14 protein-coding genes are annotated in these 15,497 nt (G+C 53.9%); 7 read left to right on the forward strand and 7 right to left on the reverse strand.

What is annotated here, in order from left to right:
* Positions 1-57: 57 nt before the first annotated feature.
* Positions 58-699: an NfeD family protein gene (locus NWAT_RS04290; protein WP_013219919.1), complete on the reverse strand. Its 642-nt coding sequence runs from the start codon at positions 697-699 to the stop codon at positions 58-60.
* Between the two features lie 63 nt (positions 700-762).
* Between NWAT_RS04290 and NWAT_RS04295 the strand changes: the two genes are divergently transcribed.
* Entirely contained in the window at positions 763-1,857 is a 1,095-nt protein-coding gene (locus NWAT_RS04295) for a D-alanine--D-alanine ligase family protein (protein WP_013219920.1), read from the forward strand.
* A 31-nt stretch (positions 1,858-1,888) separates the two neighbouring features.
* On the opposite strand, the gene NWAT_RS04300 is transcribed toward NWAT_RS04295, so the two are convergent.
* On the reverse strand, positions 1,889-3,922 hold the full coding sequence (locus tag NWAT_RS04300; RefSeq protein ID WP_013219921.1) for a CocE/NonD family hydrolase: 2,034 nt from the start codon (positions 3,920-3,922) through the stop codon (positions 1,889-1,891).
* Positions 3,919-4,863, reverse strand: a complete 945-nt coding sequence (locus NWAT_RS04305) for a hypothetical protein (RefSeq protein WP_013219922.1) — start codon at positions 4,861-4,863, stop codon at positions 3,919-3,921. Before NWAT_RS04305 ends, NWAT_RS04300 begins: the two co-directional genes overlap by 4 nt.
* Positions 4,864-5,025: 162 nt before the next feature.
* On the opposite strand from NWAT_RS04305, the gene NWAT_RS16605 reads away from it, so the two are divergent.
* A complete protein-coding gene (locus NWAT_RS16605; protein WP_041350476.1) occupies positions 5,026-5,211 on the forward strand; it encodes a hypothetical protein in 186 nt (61 codons plus the stop codon).
* Between the two features lie 110 nt (positions 5,212-5,321).
* On the opposite strand, the gene NWAT_RS04315 is transcribed toward NWAT_RS16605, so the two are convergent.
* From NWAT_RS04315 to NWAT_RS04330, 4 genes are read right to left on the reverse strand one after another with little or no spacing between them, the layout of a single operon-like run.
* The gene (locus NWAT_RS04315) at positions 5,322-6,533 is read right to left on the reverse strand and encodes an ABC transporter permease (protein WP_232420206.1); all 1,212 of its coding nucleotides are present in this window, start codon (positions 6,531-6,533) and stop codon (positions 5,322-5,324) included.
* The gene (locus tag NWAT_RS04320) at positions 6,490-7,650 is read right to left on the reverse strand and encodes an ABC transporter permease (protein WP_013219924.1); all 1,161 of its coding nucleotides are present in this window, start codon (positions 7,648-7,650) and stop codon (positions 6,490-6,492) included. Before NWAT_RS04320 ends, NWAT_RS04315 begins: the two co-directional genes overlap by 44 nt.
* A gap of 29 nt (positions 7,651-7,679) precedes the next feature.
* Positions 7,680-8,372 carry an ABC transporter ATP-binding protein gene (locus tag NWAT_RS04325; protein ID WP_013219925.1) on the reverse strand — a complete coding sequence of 231 codons (693 nt, stop codon included), beginning with the start codon at positions 8,370-8,372 and terminating at the stop codon, positions 7,680-7,682.
* A gap of 4 nt (positions 8,373-8,376) precedes the next feature.
* On the reverse strand, positions 8,377-9,606 hold the full coding sequence (locus NWAT_RS04330) for an efflux RND transporter periplasmic adaptor subunit (protein ID WP_013219926.1): 1,230 nt from the start codon (positions 9,604-9,606) through the stop codon (positions 8,377-8,379).
* 456 nt (positions 9,607-10,062) lie between these two features.
* Between NWAT_RS04330 and NWAT_RS04335 the strand changes: the two genes are divergently transcribed.
* From NWAT_RS04335 to NWAT_RS04355, 5 genes are all read left to right on the forward strand, one after another.
* Positions 10,063-10,908 carry a PEP-CTERM sorting domain-containing protein gene (locus NWAT_RS04335; protein ID WP_013219927.1) on the forward strand — a complete coding sequence of 282 codons (846 nt, stop codon included), beginning with the start codon at positions 10,063-10,065 and terminating at the stop codon, positions 10,906-10,908.
* 531 nt (positions 10,909-11,439) lie between these two features.
* Positions 11,440-11,889, forward strand: a complete 450-nt coding sequence (locus NWAT_RS04340) for a universal stress protein (protein ID WP_013219928.1) — start codon at positions 11,440-11,442, stop codon at positions 11,887-11,889.
* 63 nt (positions 11,890-11,952) lie between these two features.
* Positions 11,953-12,843, forward strand: a complete 891-nt coding sequence (prpB, locus tag NWAT_RS04345) for a methylisocitrate lyase (protein ID WP_013219929.1) — start codon at positions 11,953-11,955, stop codon at positions 12,841-12,843.
* Positions 12,840-13,964, forward strand: a complete 1,125-nt coding sequence (gene prpC, locus NWAT_RS04350; RefSeq protein ID WP_013219930.1) for a bifunctional 2-methylcitrate synthase/citrate synthase — start codon at positions 12,840-12,842, stop codon at positions 13,962-13,964. Before prpB ends, prpC begins: the two co-directional genes overlap by 4 nt.
* Before the next feature lie 11 nt (positions 13,965-13,975).
* Entirely contained in the window at positions 13,976-15,433 is a 1,458-nt protein-coding gene (locus NWAT_RS04355) for a bifunctional 2-methylcitrate dehydratase/aconitate hydratase (protein WP_013219931.1), read from the forward strand.
* The last annotated feature ends 64 nt before the right edge of the window (positions 15,434-15,497 follow it).

The following is a 15,497-nucleotide window of genomic DNA, read 5'->3' on the forward strand; positions in this document are numbered from 1 at the left end:
TTAGTTTTAGCTATTTTAAAATTAAGCGCACAAAGCGATAGGGAATTCTTAAAGCTATTAGGAGAGGCTATCCACATAAAGCGTCAAACCCTTGCGGGCAATGACCTCTACCTTCTTTCCCGCCTCGATAGGGTCGCCATTCAGAGCGACGGCGTGCCATAATTCTCCATTGATGATGATCTTGCCCTTGGGCGTGAGTGGTTGGATTGCTCTTCCTTCTTGATAAAGCAGCCCTTCTCCTCCCAGCCAGGAGCGGCTATCGTATTGGTAATAAAGCGCTCCGTGTCGTTGCTCATAGCGAATAATGCCGCTTCCCAAGGCCAGAGTCGCCGCCATGCCGAAACTGCCGATTAGAATACTCCACCCATGGCCGGAGAAAAGATCTAGGAGAACAGCCGCCAATAACAAGAGGGCCAGGGCGAGCAAAAGGTAAAGACTCCACGTGGCGGCGGCTAATAACAGCTCGAATAAAGATAAATAATGGACAAAAATCCGATTCCGTGCAAAGCGCCGCCCTTTACGAGCGATGCGATAGAATAAATACCGCCAATAAAGCCCGCCGTAAATGGCGCCTCCCGAAATACCGAGGACGAGGGCATCGAGGTGGGCGGGAATATCTTCCCGCCTAAGCCATAATAGACTACCGCATATTACACCGATAAGAGCAGTATTCCCTATGACGCGGGCGCGCTTAACCATGAGTGACTAATTTAGGAGTAATTAACGATTGTTATTGTTTTAACTAAATTTTAAGAAACTGACATGCCTATCAATAGAGAGCCGCTTTTCTCCCATATCACGGTAATTCTAGGCGATCCGCGCCTACCGGATGAGTCTAAAATCGATAATTGCTTTAGTATCGAAGACTTAGAAGCTATCGACAGGGCTAAGGAGGCCCTGGGAGAGCTGAGTGATTACCAGTTCACTTACTTAGATAACCATTCGGCGTTGCTGCCCCAGCTTATCGCTAATCCCCCGAATTTTGTCCTCAATTTTTGCGATACTGGCTATAAAAACCAAGCTCAGCAAGAACTCCATATCCCGGCGCTGCTGGAAATGCTGGGAATCCCCTATAGCGGCGCGGGACCTACTTGTCTTGGACTATGCTATGACAAATCCCTGGTGCGGTCAGTGGCGAAAACCCATGGTGTTCCCGTGCCTGCCGAAACCTTTGTCCACGGCAATGACCTTAATGGAGCGATACTTAAAGATTTCCCTGCCTTAATTAAACCTAACCGAGGAGATGGCAGTGTGGGAATCACGGAAAATTCCCTGGTGTATGATGAACCGCAAGCCCACGCTTATATCAATAAGCTGGCTATGGAATTTCCCAGCTGCGATCTGCTCATCCAAGAATTTTTGCCTGGCGATGAATATAGCGTGGGCTTACTTGGTAATCCATCTTCTGGCTTTAAGATATTGCCTATTTTGAAAGTGGACTATAGCAGGCTAGCGGCGCACCGCTTGCCCCCCATCCTCGCCTATGCCTCCAAGGTTGATCCTGCCTCGCCTTATTGGACGGATATCAAATACGGTAAAGCCGCTATAGACGAGGGCCTGCGCCAGCGCCTGGTAGGTTATTGCAGGCTGCTGTTCGAGCGGTTGGGCTGCCGGGATTATGCCCGGTTCGATTTTCGCGCCGATGCCCAGGGCGAAGTTAAACTGCTGGAAGTAAATCCTAATCCTGCCTGGTGTTGGGATGGCAAGTTAAACTTGATGGTGGGATTTGCTGGGTACCGTTATGGAGAGTTATTAGAGTGGATTCTCCAAGCGGCTCAGGCTCGATACACTAAGAAGCAAGGTATATTTTCAGGGGAGCCAGCCTCCTTAAAGATTGGACACGCAGCTGACAGATAGCGAGCCGCTCGCGGGGATAGAGTAAGTGAGGTTAGACTAAATCACGGGGGATCGTCTCCTCCCAGCTGCGGGAGAAAACCAAAGTCTCGCCTTCGTAAGCCTCCAGGTCCGCATGAAGATGAAAGCCGTTTCGGCTTGAGGACAGGCGTGTTCGAGCCTTAATCCGGATTTCCCAATCACCCCGGCGGAGTAAGGCGTTTTGCTCGTTTTCGGCATGGGCTGACAGGGGATTGGTTTCGTCGATGCGAAAACGTTTTAAAATCGTGTGGCCAAGGTCTAAGTCGATGGCGTGGAGATGGGCGACCGCCGCGCCATCGAAGTCGCCGCCATCGCTGAAAATAGTATATAAGGTTTCGTTGGTGGAAAGATTGCGTTCGATAGTGCGTTGAAATTTTGCCGGCCGCAAGGTGAGGTGCGTGGGCGCGGGCGCGCTTTCTGGTTGCTCAAAAGGATGGAGCGATTGGTCTTGGGGATCGGAGGGACGCGTGGGTAAATCCAGATGGCTATTGCCCGTGAATAGGGACAGGCAAACGGGCTCTGGAGAAGGCCATGCCACCGGCCAGTAACTGGTGGAGATTGCTAGCCGAAGCGTATGGCCTGGAGGGAAGGCATGGGCGATGTCATTGAGCTGCACCCGCACGGTGTAGCGCCGGCCTGGTTCCAAAGGTTGGGGAGATTCATGGCTGTCGCGGTGGGCGAGATTCAGCAAACCGTAGGTCACGCGGGTGGAGGCGCCATTGGGAGCGATGTCATTCAAACGCACGGCGATGAGCGCGCAAGGCCGATCCAGGGCAAGCTCCAGGGTGACGACGGGAGCCCCCAGAATTTCCAGGCGCTGATCCAGTGGAACAGAATCGAAGGTCAGGGATTTACCGTCGTCTTCCCGTTGGTCAGTAGGCATTTCCCCATCCGCGCCAAAGCCGCACCAGCCGCCAGCCGCCAGGCCCGTTGTTTGCGGGGACTGGAACGTCAGTTTGGTTTCGGCGGTGGCCGCCTGCTCCAGGCGGTTGGGGTTTAGTATCAGCCTTAAGGGTGTAATCCGTGGAGAAGGCCAGCACCGTTCCGCCACCCAACGGCCGGGGCGTTCTTGGTAAAACGGCTGCGGCGGCATGCTTTCCTGCATCCATGCCCGATACATGGGTTCTGCCATGATTCCTCGATCAATTCCCTTGAGCCAGTGATCCCACCAGCGTAGCGCTTCCTGTAAGAAGCCAATGGCAGGCCCAGGCGCGCTCTCATGGGGAAAACTATGGGTCCAGGGTCCGATTAATCCCTTGCGCGGCACAGACAACCCTTCCAGAAGCCGGGGAATGGCATTGGAGTAGGCGTCGGCCCAGCCGCCAATGGCGTATACGGGGCAGCGGATGCGGCTATAGTCTTCGCACACTGAGCCATGCTGCCAGTAGCTATCGCGCCGTGGATGGCGCAGCCACACCTCGGGAAAGAGAACGGCATGGTGTAGCCGCTCCATCCACATTTCCCGCCAGCGCTCGCCCACTAGCTCCGGATCTGGGGGATAAGCATTAAAAGTTAATAATACCGAGCCCCAGGTCAGGTTTTCGTTGAGCAAGCAACCGCCCATGTAGTGGGCATCATCGGCATAGCGATCATCGGTGGAGCAAAGCGTGATGATCGCCTTAAGGGCCGGGGGCTGCATAGCCGCTACCTGGAGGGAGTTGAACCCCCCCCAGGAGATGCCCATCATCCCGATGGGGCCAGAGCACCACGGCTGAGAGGCGATCCAGCGGATAACCTCCATGGCGTCATCTTGTTCTTGCTGGAGGTATTCGTCCAGGAGCAGGCCATCGGAGTCCCCGGAGCCGCGAACATCTACCCGTACCGCGGCGTAACCGTGGCCAGCAAAGTAGCGGTGCATGGGTTCATCGCGGGGGCGGGTGAAATCTCGCTTGCGATAGGGGATATACTCAAAAATAGCCGGCACGGGGGATTGAACGGCATCCTCGGGCAGCCAGATTCGGGCCGCCAAGCGGCAGCCATCGGACATGGGAATCCAGCAGTTTTCGATCTCGCGCACCCGGTGGGGGAATGAGCTGATGACTTTCATAATTGTTCGACGTTTATCTTATCGGCGCGGATTTCCTGGGTTGACCAGAAGGCTAACGCTAACCGCTCCCGGGCGGCAAGGCCGGCTTCCAAGTCCCAGCAGTTGACTATTGCCAAGCGAAAGCCGCCGGGGGGCATGGCGTGGGTTTCGGGCGCTTTGTCCGGGAGGAAAGTCATCTGCATGCTGGAAATCCCAGGCTGGGCCAGGATTTCATCCATGGTTTCGCGCTTAAGATCCGGATAGAGCAAGCCATGGGCGCCAAACAAAACCACGCTATAGCCGGTACGGCGTTGATCGTCCCGGTAGCGCCAGCGACGGTGGGCATAGAGTTCAACAATGGCGTCCAGCCAGCCGGGGCCATACAGATCAGGCCATTGGTCGGCGAAGCGCAGGTGCGCCTCGATGATCTTGCCGCCGATGGTTTCCAGGTTGACGGCTCCCGTATAGTCTTTTAAGTGCTGGCGCAGCCAATTGCCGCAATAATCCTCAATGGCCGGACGGGGCTCGGCAAGAATAGACCAATAATCAAAGAGGCCGCCTTCAAGCGCTTTGCCAATGGTATGGCGCCACCATTGAGGCTCCCCGTTGACTACCGTCACGTCGGTGCTGACATGCTCCCCCTCCAAGAGGGGCATCCACATGTGTCCTGGCGCCTGTTCGCGCTCGTATTGTTCGGCGGACTCGATGATTTTGCTGCCGCTTCCCATGCCACGGAGGTTGTAGATGGGCTTGCTAAATACCGGAAAGTTGGGCGGCAGGATGTCGTGGGGCGCGTAGTCCAAGCCCTGGTTTTCGCAAATTAGCATCTTGTTATAAATCCAGCGGTATTGGGGATAAAGCCGCCATGCTAATTCATCGTCCGTGGGAATGAGCACGTCTTTGGGGCAGGCGATATTCTCGAAATATTGAACGCGCCAGGGGTCTTTTTCTATGATTGGCATATTTCAATCCTATTTTTGACTCTCACTCAATAGCCATGATTTATAAGTTTTTGATCAAGCTAGCCAAGCTGAAGCATAGGCGCTAAAGTTTAAGAAGAGAACTTTTACTTTCCTCTCCCTTCAGAGAAAAGAATGGACCAGGCGCTTTGGAATTAAACATGGATGTTGAATGATCCTCCAACGAGCGTGCGAAACGAAGCGGCGCATCGAGCGCGAGGTTGCTTGCGTTTTGCCATGAATGGGCGCTATGATTTTTCCGTTACCACAAGCGCAACTTACCCGGTAGGAGGGGAAGTAATGCGCGTGGAGGGTGATACCCTACGCTTAGTCTTGCGTGTTAAGTCGTGACCAGCTAAGGGCACCCTGTGAAGCGCGAATTGGCCAGAGGGATAAGATTTTGAATGGACAAAACTGACATCAGCCATGACGAAACTCCAAATATTTGATAATAGATAAAACTAGGCTGCCCGCAAGGCATCGACAATATTCATCCGCGCGGCGCGAATAGCGGGCAGGAACCCCCCCACCAGGCCCATGAGGAGTGAAAACAACAGGGCCTGCCAGGCAATCGTGGGGGTCAGGGTGAACGTAAAAGCCAGTTCGGAAAAAGTTTGCCAATTCATGGTGGAAACAGTCAACAATTGCATAAAGGAAGCGATGGCAAGACCGACAATGCCGCCCAGAAGGCTAAGGGCGAGGGCTTCCCAAAGAAAAGCTTGCAGGATACTGCTTCGGGGGAAGCCGATGGCCCGCAGGGTGCCAATCTCGGCAGTGCGGTTCGCCACTGAGGCATACATGGTAATCATGGCGCCAATCATCGCCCCGATGGAAAAAATCGCGCTCAAGCTCAGTCCCAGGATTTTGAGAAACCGGGACATCATTTCTGATTGCTCGGCGTAGAAACGGCTTTCCCGCTTGGCCTCCACGGTGAGCCGCTGATCATTTTCTATCTGCTTTTTGGCTTGCGCAAAGGTGGCGGTAGCGGCAAGCTTGAAGATGATGGAAGAATAATCATTACGCCTGAAAGCCTGCATAAGCTGCTCCACATCGCCCCAGACTTCCGAGCTAAAGCCGGTTTTGCCGGCATCGAAAATACCGGTGATAGTCCATTCACCCAACCCAAGACGAAGCTTTTTCCCGATGCTGGCGTTAGCGAAGTTTTGCGCGATCTTATTGCCGACAATGATTTCCCTAGCCCCAGGGTGGAACATTCTCCCTTGGGTTAACCGCACTTGGGGGCGAAGCGTTAAGCCGGTAGCGGAGATACCCCGGACCGTCACGTTGGAAGGTTTGCCTTGATCTTTTTTGGGGAGCACCATCAGCACCACCAATTCCTTGGAGAGCAGGGGTATTCCCGCCAGGCTATAGGCGGTATCCGGGAGACTGGCGATAATAGCTGCCTGTTCCCGGTCGATGATACTCTGTATCTCGGTTTCCGCCGAATGACGAATGACGATGACGTTATCCGGACTCCCGGTTGCTACCAGGGTTTGTTCTAACCCTTTGGACAGCATCAGCACCGTGGCGAAGACAAAAACCACCAGGGCCATGCCCAGGGCCGTCAGCAGCGTGGTGAGCTTGCGGGTCCAAAGATTGCGTAGGATGTAGGAAGAGGGCAGGTGCATACTAACCGATTTGCCGAAAGCCTGCCGTGGCCGATATGGTGGCACCCCTCCAGGCGGGAATGGCGGCGGCGGCAAGACCCACCACGAGGGCAATGCCCATGGCCAGCCAGGCGGTTTCTGGGGTCACTCGGAAGACGGGAAAAAAAGTACCCATTTTGCTGGCGAAGCTATCCGCCGCGGGATAAAGCAGCAACAGCCCGAAGAGACCTCCCACTAGGGCAATCACCACCGATTCCCCGGTAATTAATAGGGCAATAAAACTGCCAGGAAATCCGAGTGCCTTGAGTGTGGCGTACTCCCGCTTGCGTTCCCGGGCGCTCATCGCCATGGTATTAGCCATGACCGCCAAAATAATGATGAGAATCACGAAGGAAACCACCTCTATAATGGTCACAATCACTTCGGTCATGGCGACAAAACCAAGCTGAAAGGCTTTTTCGGTTTCCGTGAGGGTTTCCGCCAGGGAGTTGGCAAAAAGACCATCAATAGCCTGAGAAATTTGGGCGGCCTGGCTGGCCTGTTCAATACCGACTACATAGGCGCCCACGTGATTAGCCCGCTCGGCGCCGGTTTGTTTTAGTCTTTCATTTAAATATTCCCAGTGAAAAAGGAAGAGGGTTTCATCAATTCTCTCGCTAGTTCCTTTGTAAATCCCCCGCAGAATAAAATTCCAGTCGCCGGGATAGATCGTCCCTCGGATGGGGATAATATCGCCGACTTTCCAGCCGTATTTTTGCGCCAGTTTTTTACCTGCGATAGCGCCTTGGCGATCGCGAAAAAAATCCCTTTCCTCTTGGGGCGAGAGGAGATATTCAGGATAAAGCTTAAGATAGCTGCGGGGTTCGATGGCGAATTGGGGAAAAAAATTCTTTTCGCTGATATAAACGCCCCCAAACCAACTGGAGTAGCTGGTAGCAGCCACTCCCTTGATTTGCTGAATCTTGTTTTGGTAGCTCAGGGGTAAGGGGAAAACCAGAGAGATAGCGTTGCGGGTAATCAGGCGGGTGGCCGAAGCTGCGTCCGCGCCCGCGTACCAAGCCTCGACCGCTGTGCGCAGCAAGCCAAAGGCCACCGTCGCAACGATAATCCCCACCATGGTCAGGACGGTGCGGAGTTTTTGGCGGAATGCGTTTCTGATGATTAAAAGTAATAAGTAGCGCATTTTTCCAGCGTGGTTTCCAAGACGGCAGACTAGGAAGGGAAGAGGTTGTGATCGTCCAGCACCCCTTTGTCCAAGTGCCGGATGACATGGGCGCGCTTGGCGGCCAGTTCATCGTGGGTGACCATCACCACGGTTTTATGGAGCTCCCGATTGAGTTGTTGCAAGAGGTTTAAAATCTCCTGGGCCGACTCCCGATCTAGGTCCCCCGTGGGCTCGTCGGCGACGATCAGGGTGGGGTCAGTGACCACCGCCCGGGCAATGGCGACCCGTTGCTGCTGTCCACCGGAGAGTTGGGAGGGGTAATGGTCCATCCGATCGCGAAGGCCCACGATGGCGAGTACCAATTCCGCATGTTCCCGCCGCTCCTTGCGGGATAATGCAGTCAATAGTAGCGGCAGTTCCACGTTTTCAAAAGCGGTAAGGACCGGCATCAAATTATAGAACTGAAAAATAAAACCCACATGCTCGGCCCGCCATTGGGCAAGTGCCCCCTCGGACAGGGTGGTAATATCGATGCCATTGATCGTCAGGCTGCCGCCATCAGGCGTGTCGATACCCGCCACTAAATTCAGCAGGGTGCTTTTCCCCGAACCGGACGGCCCCATGAGGGCAATAAATTCCCCTTCCGCAATTGTCAGGTTGATATTATCGAGGACCGGAACTCTCTGATTACCCCGCCAGTAGGATTTGCTGAGATGGCGGATTTCGACCATAGCGTTCATGGCTTTAGCTATCTCCCTTGGGCGCCACCTGGGCGCCTTCCGGCAGATCAGCCGATGGATTAAGAACGACCTTATCGCCCTGTTGGAGTCCCTGGGCGACAATCACCCGCTTCTTATCCAGTTGTTTTTCCAGCGTGACCGGAATTTTATGAGCAATCTCGTTGTCGTTAACGCGGAAAGCGTAGGCTTGTCCTTCCTCTCTGATAATGGCGGAGCTTGGTACCACGATATAGGGTTTTTGCTCTCGGGGGGATAAGGGCTTGGAGAGAAAGGCGACCCGAGCGCTCATATCCGGCAGAATACGATCATCCAGATCGACAAAGCTGACCTTGACCAAAATGGTGGCCTTGGTGCGGTCCACGGTCGGGACAATCATGTGAACCCGACCCCGGAAACGTTCCCCTGGCAGGGCGTCAAGTTGGATTTCGCAGGGTTGATTAACTTTGACCTGCATTAAGTTGGATTCTGAGACGTCGGCTTCCACCTGCAGGGTGCGCATATCCGCCATGGAGGCTACGGCTCCTTTGGATTCGATGGTGGAGGAGAAGGGCGCCACCACATCCCCGAGATCGGCATATTTCTCCAGGATAACGCCATCAAAAGGTGCGCGAATAAGAGTATATTCCACTGCTACCTTGGCTTCTTGATAGCGCGCCTGGGCCGCTAGAATATTCGCTTTGGCGCTTTGGACTGCAGCGCTGGCTTTATCATGACGAGCTACGGCGGTGTCGTAAGTCTCGCGGTTGATAAACTTTTTATCAACCAGGGCCTTGGCCCGTTTCAAGGCAAGCGTGGCATCCTTAAGCTCAGCCTGGGCCTCTAGGAGCCCAGCACGGGCCACGGCGACATTGGCTTGTGCCTGCTCCTTGCTTGCCAGAACATCCTGGTTTTCCAGACGGGCAATAATATCGCCTTTTTTTACATGATTCCCTTCTTCTACTTCTAGGACTTCTAACCGGCCCGTGGCTTTGGAGGCAATATCAGCCTTAGTTTGGGGGACCACATAACCGGTGGCGTTGAAGAGGGTATATTCCTGGGCCGGATAGCTAAGCGATACGGTTCCTATGGCCACCTCGGTCCTTGAGTTAAAGACGCCAGGAAAAGCTAAATAAATGACTGCAATCCCGGCGAGTAAAGCGATAAAAAGAAGCCACCCTTTGTGGCGGACTTTAGTAGCTGGAGAAGATTTCTTTTGGGGGGTGCGATGAATTTTTAGTTTATCCAATGCTTCCATGGGGCTGTGGGCGCTTCGCTTTAAACTAGAAAGAATGTTGTAATTTTTTTCGGATCGCGATTATAAGCGCTAGCAGAAGCCGGCGAGTACCCACATTTACCAGCCAGGCAGGGCGCCGCCTGGATCAAGATACACGGCATAAGTGGCCCAGTTGCGAAATAAAGAAAAATAACGATGTTCTCATCAAAGAGTTGATGAGAACATATGCGCTCTTGAAGGCTACCTTCTACAGGTATCTGGAAACCGAAGCAGCCTGGATTTTCTAAACTCAAGTTTTTTACAACAGTGCCCTAAAAGCTCCATCTTGGATAGTACCCGAAACAAAATAATCTACCAGGTTAATGTCAATTGCTTTTACAAATACAGCCTTTTATAGAAGAAAAAACTTTTATCAAACTAATAAATTCCTGAAATTATAGCGATTAATTTTACGGCACAATATTTGCATATCAATTATTGCTACCTAATTATGATAAAAAATTAATACGGAGAAAATTAGTAATCTGTCTATTTCAGGGTTACTCTTCAGGGACATTAGCAGCGTTAATTGAAGTAAGCTTTTCAGGGAACGCAGAGGATAGCGGGGGAAGCATTGATTTTCTTCCTGGTGAAACCTTTAGTGGGTCTTTTATCTTCGACACGGGGCTGGCGGAGATATCGGAGCCCAACTCCAATGCCGGCATCTTTCAAGAAATTGGGAACCCTCGCGACGGTCATAGCGGTCTAATTTCTGCCAATCTTACAACTTCCCGCGGATCTGTTAGCTTTGATCGTTCAGATGCGCCGCGATCACATGATTCGATAGGGCTCATAACTGAGCAGATACCATTGTCCACTTCTGCAGGGAAAATAGGACAAACTTTTTTAACGTGGGTAACTACTGGTAATCAATTCAGACCAAACAATTACTTTTCCGGTAGCATAGATGGTAACTCTTCACCGTTTGAGATAATTCTTACACTGGACTCTATTGGTGATAAAGATATGTTTTTTTCCGATCCCCACCACTTGCTTTCACTCAGCCTTCCACCAGCTAACCCACCTGGCTTCCCAGGCGGTCTTCACCCACCTAAGTTTTCAGGCGGCCTGGTGTCCGTGAGGTTCCAGCAAGGTGGGGCTACGGGCTTGGCTTTTGGTAACACTGATCCATTCACTATAAGTCTTGTTGGTAACAATGGCGGGTCATCTGGTAATGGCGGAAGTGTCTCTATCCCCGAGCCCGGAACTTTTGCCTTGTTTTTCTTGGGTCTCGTTGGGTTAGGAGTTGCTGGCCGTAAGCGGACAACTTTATACCTGGATTAAGAGTCAACTCAATCAATCCTCTTGCTAGCGTTCTCGGTCATGGCCTCTATTTTTGCTTCGGCCTTGCGACTGCTCCTGTTGGGATTGACGGAATTCTTCAATAAGCACCTTACGCCGGGCCTCACGCTTCACCGCTTGCGCCTCTGGTGAGGCGTGAGCTTCCCGGTTAAATTCCGGTTGGGTAGCAGATCGGCCTGGGGGACCTGGAGCCCTACATAGAAATCCAGAAGAAAAACCTGACGTTACCTGACTATCGCCCCTTAGCGCCTATTTCCGCACGAATGTACACAGTACCCTGTTTTTCGTGATCAGACTCAACAATGTTGTTTAGGTATTTCGCTTGCCGGTGTAGCGTATCTGATTAATTTTCTTTTTGACCATACAACATATCATATACTTAATTCTGGCCAACGCTTTTTTGCAGCAGAGCCTAAAAAAAAGAAGAGTTTGACAATAATGAGGCCCTATTTATAAGGTTAGCCGGTAGAATAGTTACAGTTTAGCAGTTAATCAGGATAAGGAAGGAATGTTATGAGTGCTGAGTTCAAAATTATTATTGTGCCTATAGATGGCTCCGAGAGTTCACAACGAGCAGCCCGCTTTGGGGACAGTCTCGCCCAGGCCACCGGCCGGAAAATGAGGTTTCTCTATATTTTTCCCGCTACTCCCAGCGAGATTGTGGGGATGTCTCAGCTATCCCGGGAGGATATCGAGCGTTCGAAGGAGGAATCCGCCCGTAGAGCCCTGGATAAGGCTCACCAGGCTATCGGCGATGCCCAGCGGAAGACTGAGGAGCAAGTGCTTTTTGGCGATCCCGCCGAGGAAATCATCCGCTACATAGATTACCTAGGAGAGCAATCCGAACAACCACTCGTGGTCATGGGCCGGCGGGGCTTGTCGCGTATTGAGTCGCTGCTGCTCGGCAGTGTCAGCGAGAAGGTCATCCGGTACGTCAACGCAGCGGTCACTATCGTTCAGTAATAAAGCGCGTAGTTCCCGATAAGCCTCGCGTATCCGGCAAAACCCTAGATATCGAGAAAATCTATGACTGAAAACCGCAGCCCTGGCGCCCGCTTGCGGGCCGCCGCCGCAGTGGAGCGGCCCTTGCAAGTGGCGGGAGTCATCAACGCCTATGCCGCGTTGCTGGCTAAACGGGCAGGTTTCCGAGCGCTTTATCTTTCCGGAGCCGGGGTGGCCAATGCTTCCTTTGGCCTACCGGATTTGGGATTGACTACCCTGACCCAGGTCGCGGAAGAGGTTCGCCGTATCGTGGCGGTAACCGATTTGCCCCTGCTGGTGGATGGGGATACTGGCTGGGGGGACGGACTTATGGTGGCCCATGCCGTGGAAACTCTGAACCGGGCTGGAGCCGCGGGCGTGCATTTGGAGGACCAGGAGCAGGGCAAGCGCTGCGGCCATCGGCCAGGTAAGACCCTGGTCAGTACCGAGGAAATGGTGGCCCGGGTGACGGCGGCAGTCAGGGGGCGCATAGAGGACCAGTTTGTGATCATGGCCCGCACCGATGCCTACGCCGTGGAAGGGCTAGAGGCCGCAATAGCGCGGGCGCGGCGCTATGTGGAGGCAGGGGCGGATATGATTTTCGCCGAAGCCTTGAGTTCCCTGGAGGAATACCGGCATTTTGCCCAGGCGGTGCAAGCGCCGGTGCTGGCCAATATGACCGAGTTTGGCCGGACCCCCTTATTGACCGTCCAGGAACTAGGCGAGGCGGGAGTCCGGCTAGTGCTCTATCCTCTAAGCGCTTTCCGGGCCATGAGTGCGGCGGCCTTGCAGGTTTACGAGACCCTGCGCCGGGAAGGGACTCAGCGGCGCTTAATCGAAGGGATGCAAACGCGGGAAGCGCTCTATGACATATTAGGTTACCATGAATATGAGCGCCAGCGAAATGTCCATCCGCCACAGAAGGAAAAGCCATGAATTCAGAAAAAGGCAGTAGCGGTCTGGCTGGTGTTACCGCTGGCAAAACGGCTATCAGTACAGTCGGAAAAGAAGGCAAGGGATTGACCTATCGGGGCTATTCCATCGAGGCGCTAGCCGAGGGGGCCAGTTTTGAGGAGGTGGCCTATTTGCTGATTTATGGTCAACTGCCTAGCCGTGCTCAGCTAACAGAGTATCGGGAGCAGTTACAGTCCCTGCGTCGCTTGCCCGAAGGACTCAAGCCCGTGCTAGAAGCCCTGCCGGGCAATAGCCATCCCATGGATGTAATGCGCACGGGCTGTTCGGCCCTGGGTTGTCTCGAACCTGAAATAGATCAGAATCAGCAGTGGGATATTGCTAATCGTTTGTTGGCCCTGTTTCCTTCCCTGCTGCTCTATTGGTATCAGTTTCACCATCAGGGTATCCGGGTTGATACGGATACGAAGGAAGAATCCCTGGCGGGGCACTTTTTAAACCTGCTCCATGGGGAAACCCCGGAGGCCGTTTCCCGGCGAGTGTTGGATACCTCCCTTATTCTTTACGCTGAACATGAATTTGCGGCTTCCACCTTCGCCGCCCGGGTGACCGCTTCCACCCTCTCCGATTTTTATTCCGCGGTTACGGCGGCTATTGGCACCCTACGAGGGTCCTTGCACGGGGGCGCTAATGAGGCGGCGATGGTGCTTATCGAACGTTTCCAGGAGCCTGATGAGGCTGAGCAGGGGGTTCTGGCGGCGTTGGAAAACAAAGAAAAAATCATGGGCTTTGGCCATCGGGTATACAAAGACGCCGACCCCAGGAACGCCATTATCAAGGAGCGGTGCCGGCAACTGGCGGAACGGGCGGGGGACAGCCGCTTATTTCCCATCGCCGAGCGGATCGAGACCGTCATGAAGCGAGAAAAGGGGCTGTTTCCTAATCTGGATTTTTATACTGCCCCGGCCTATCGCTTTCTGGGCATTCCCGTTCATCTTTATACGCCCCTCTTTGTCTGCTCGCGGGTGGCAGGTTGGGCCGCCCATATCATGGAGCAACGGGCTGATAATCGCTTGATTCGTCCCATGGCTGAGTACAGGGGTCCCGAGCCACGGGATTTCGTGCCTATTGAGCAGCGTGACTAGCAGACTTTTCCATGAGCAATGACAAACGTTCCGCCCAGGGGCCACCGCCGGATGAAGTACTAACGACTCTGGCGGATTATGTTCTCCAGGAAAAAATCGCTCATCCCGAAGCTTATGAGACCGCCCATGACTGCTTAATGGACAGCCTCGGCTGCGCCTTGTTTGCCCTGGATAACCCCGCTTGCGTCCGCCTGCTTGGCCCTGTGGTTCCCGGCGCGATTTTCCCCGCGGGTGGTGCCCGGGTGCCGGGAACTGGCTATGTCCTCGATCCGGTCCAGGCCGCTTTCAATATCGGCGCCATGATTCGCTGGCTGGATTTCAATGACACTTGGCTGGCCGCCGAATGGGGCCATCCCTCCGATAATTTGGGGGCTATTCTAGCCATTGCCGATTATCTCAGCCGTCAGCGGCGGCAAGAAGGCGCGCTACCGCTGTTGATGGACCAGGTGCTGACCGCATTGATCAAAGCCTATGAAATCCAGGGTGTCCTCGCCTTGGAAAATGCCTTTAATCGGGTGGGACTGGATCATGTGGTGTTGGTGCGGGTGGCCAGCGCCGCCGTAGCGACCGCTTTATTAGGCGGTACTCAGGAGCGGGTTATCAATGCTCTTTCCAATGCCTGGTTGGACGGCGGTCCCCTGCGGACTTACCGCCATGCCCCCAATACTGGCTCCCGCAAGAGTTGGGCCGCCGGGGACGCCACCAGCCGGGGGCTGCGCCTGGCCCTGATGGCCTTGCAGGGGGAGATGGGCTACCTGTCTGCTTTGACGGCCCCTGGCTGGGGGTTTTATGAAGTGTTATTTAAAGGAAAACCTTTTGTTCTGACGCAGGCTTTGGGTAGCTATGTGGTCGAAAACATCCTCTTCAAGGTGGCCTATCCGGCGGAATTCCATGCCCAGACCGCCATCGAGGCGGCGATTTCACTCCATTCCCAGGTGATGTCCCGATTATCGGAGGTGGAGCGGATTGTCATTGAGACCCAGGAGCCGGCGGTGCGGATCATTGACAAAACCGGCCCTCTCCATAATCCCGCGGACCGGGATCACTGCCTGCAATACATGGTAGCGGTAGCCTTGTTGGATGGGCAGATCACCATGAAGGATTACGAGGATGAGCGGGCGGCCCGTGATTCCCGGATTGACGCCCTGCGGGAGAAGATGGAGGTGGTCGAGAAACGGGAATTTACCGAGGATTATCTAGATCCCGAAAAACGGGCGATTGCCAATGCGGTCCAAGTGTTTTTCAGCGATGGCAGCAGCACCCCTCGGGTGGAGGTAGCTTATCCTTTAGGCCACCGGCGGCGGCGTACCGAGGCGTTGTCCCTGCTGCGGGATAAATTCCAGCATAGCCTGGATGGCCGTTTTCCTCCAGAACGGTGCCAGAGGATTTTGGATCTTTTTGCTGATCGGGAGCGTTTGGCGGCCATGCCCGTGGATGAGTTTATGGAGTTGTTGATTAGCGCGGCCTGATTTTTGCCGGATACGCGGCGCTTAATCCGGCCTACGTCCTTATTACAGACGCTTCCCATCTACT

The sequence above is a fragment of the Nitrosococcus watsonii C-113 genome, from assembly GCF_000143085.1.
GTDB classification, from domain to species: Bacteria; Pseudomonadota; Gammaproteobacteria; order Nitrosococcales; family Nitrosococcaceae; genus Nitrosococcus; species Nitrosococcus watsonii.

Bases quoted from the DNA above. Each gene is read 5' to 3' on its own strand.
- NWAT_RS04305 (WP_013219922.1), bottom strand. From the start codon at position 4,863: ATGCCAATCATAGAAAAAGACCCCTGGCGCGTTCAATATTTCGAGAAT.
- NWAT_RS04340 (WP_013219928.1), top strand. From the start codon at position 11,440: ATGAGTGCTGAGTTCAAAATTATTATTGTGCCTATAGATGGCTCCGAG.
- NWAT_RS04320 (WP_013219924.1), bottom strand. From the start codon at position 7,650: ATGCGCTACTTATTACTTTTAATCATCAGAAACGCATTCCGCCAAAAA.
- NWAT_RS04295 (WP_013219920.1), top strand. From the start codon at position 763: ATGCCTATCAATAGAGAGCCGCTTTTCTCCCATATCACGGTAATTCTA.
- NWAT_RS04290 (WP_013219919.1), bottom strand. From the start codon at position 699: ATGGTTAAGCGCGCCCGCGTCATAGGGAATACTGCTCTTATCGGTGTA.
- NWAT_RS04300 (WP_013219921.1), bottom strand. From the start codon at position 3,922: ATGAAAGTCATCAGCTCATTCCCCCACCGGGTGCGCGAGATCGAAAAC.
- NWAT_RS04330 (WP_013219926.1), bottom strand. From the start codon at position 9,606: ATGGAAGCATTGGATAAACTAAAAATTCATCGCACCCCCCAAAAGAAA.
- NWAT_RS04325 (WP_013219925.1), bottom strand. From the start codon at position 8,372: ATGAACGCTATGGTCGAAATCCGCCATCTCAGCAAATCCTACTGGCGG.
- NWAT_RS04355 (WP_013219931.1), top strand. From the start codon at position 13,976: ATGAGCAATGACAAACGTTCCGCCCAGGGGCCACCGCCGGATGAAGTA.
- prpC (WP_013219930.1), top strand. From the start codon at position 12,840: ATGAATTCAGAAAAAGGCAGTAGCGGTCTGGCTGGTGTTACCGCTGGC.
- NWAT_RS16605 (WP_041350476.1), top strand. From the start codon at position 5,026: ATGTTGAATGATCCTCCAACGAGCGTGCGAAACGAAGCGGCGCATCGA.
- prpB (WP_013219929.1), top strand. From the start codon at position 11,953: ATGACTGAAAACCGCAGCCCTGGCGCCCGCTTGCGGGCCGCCGCCGCA.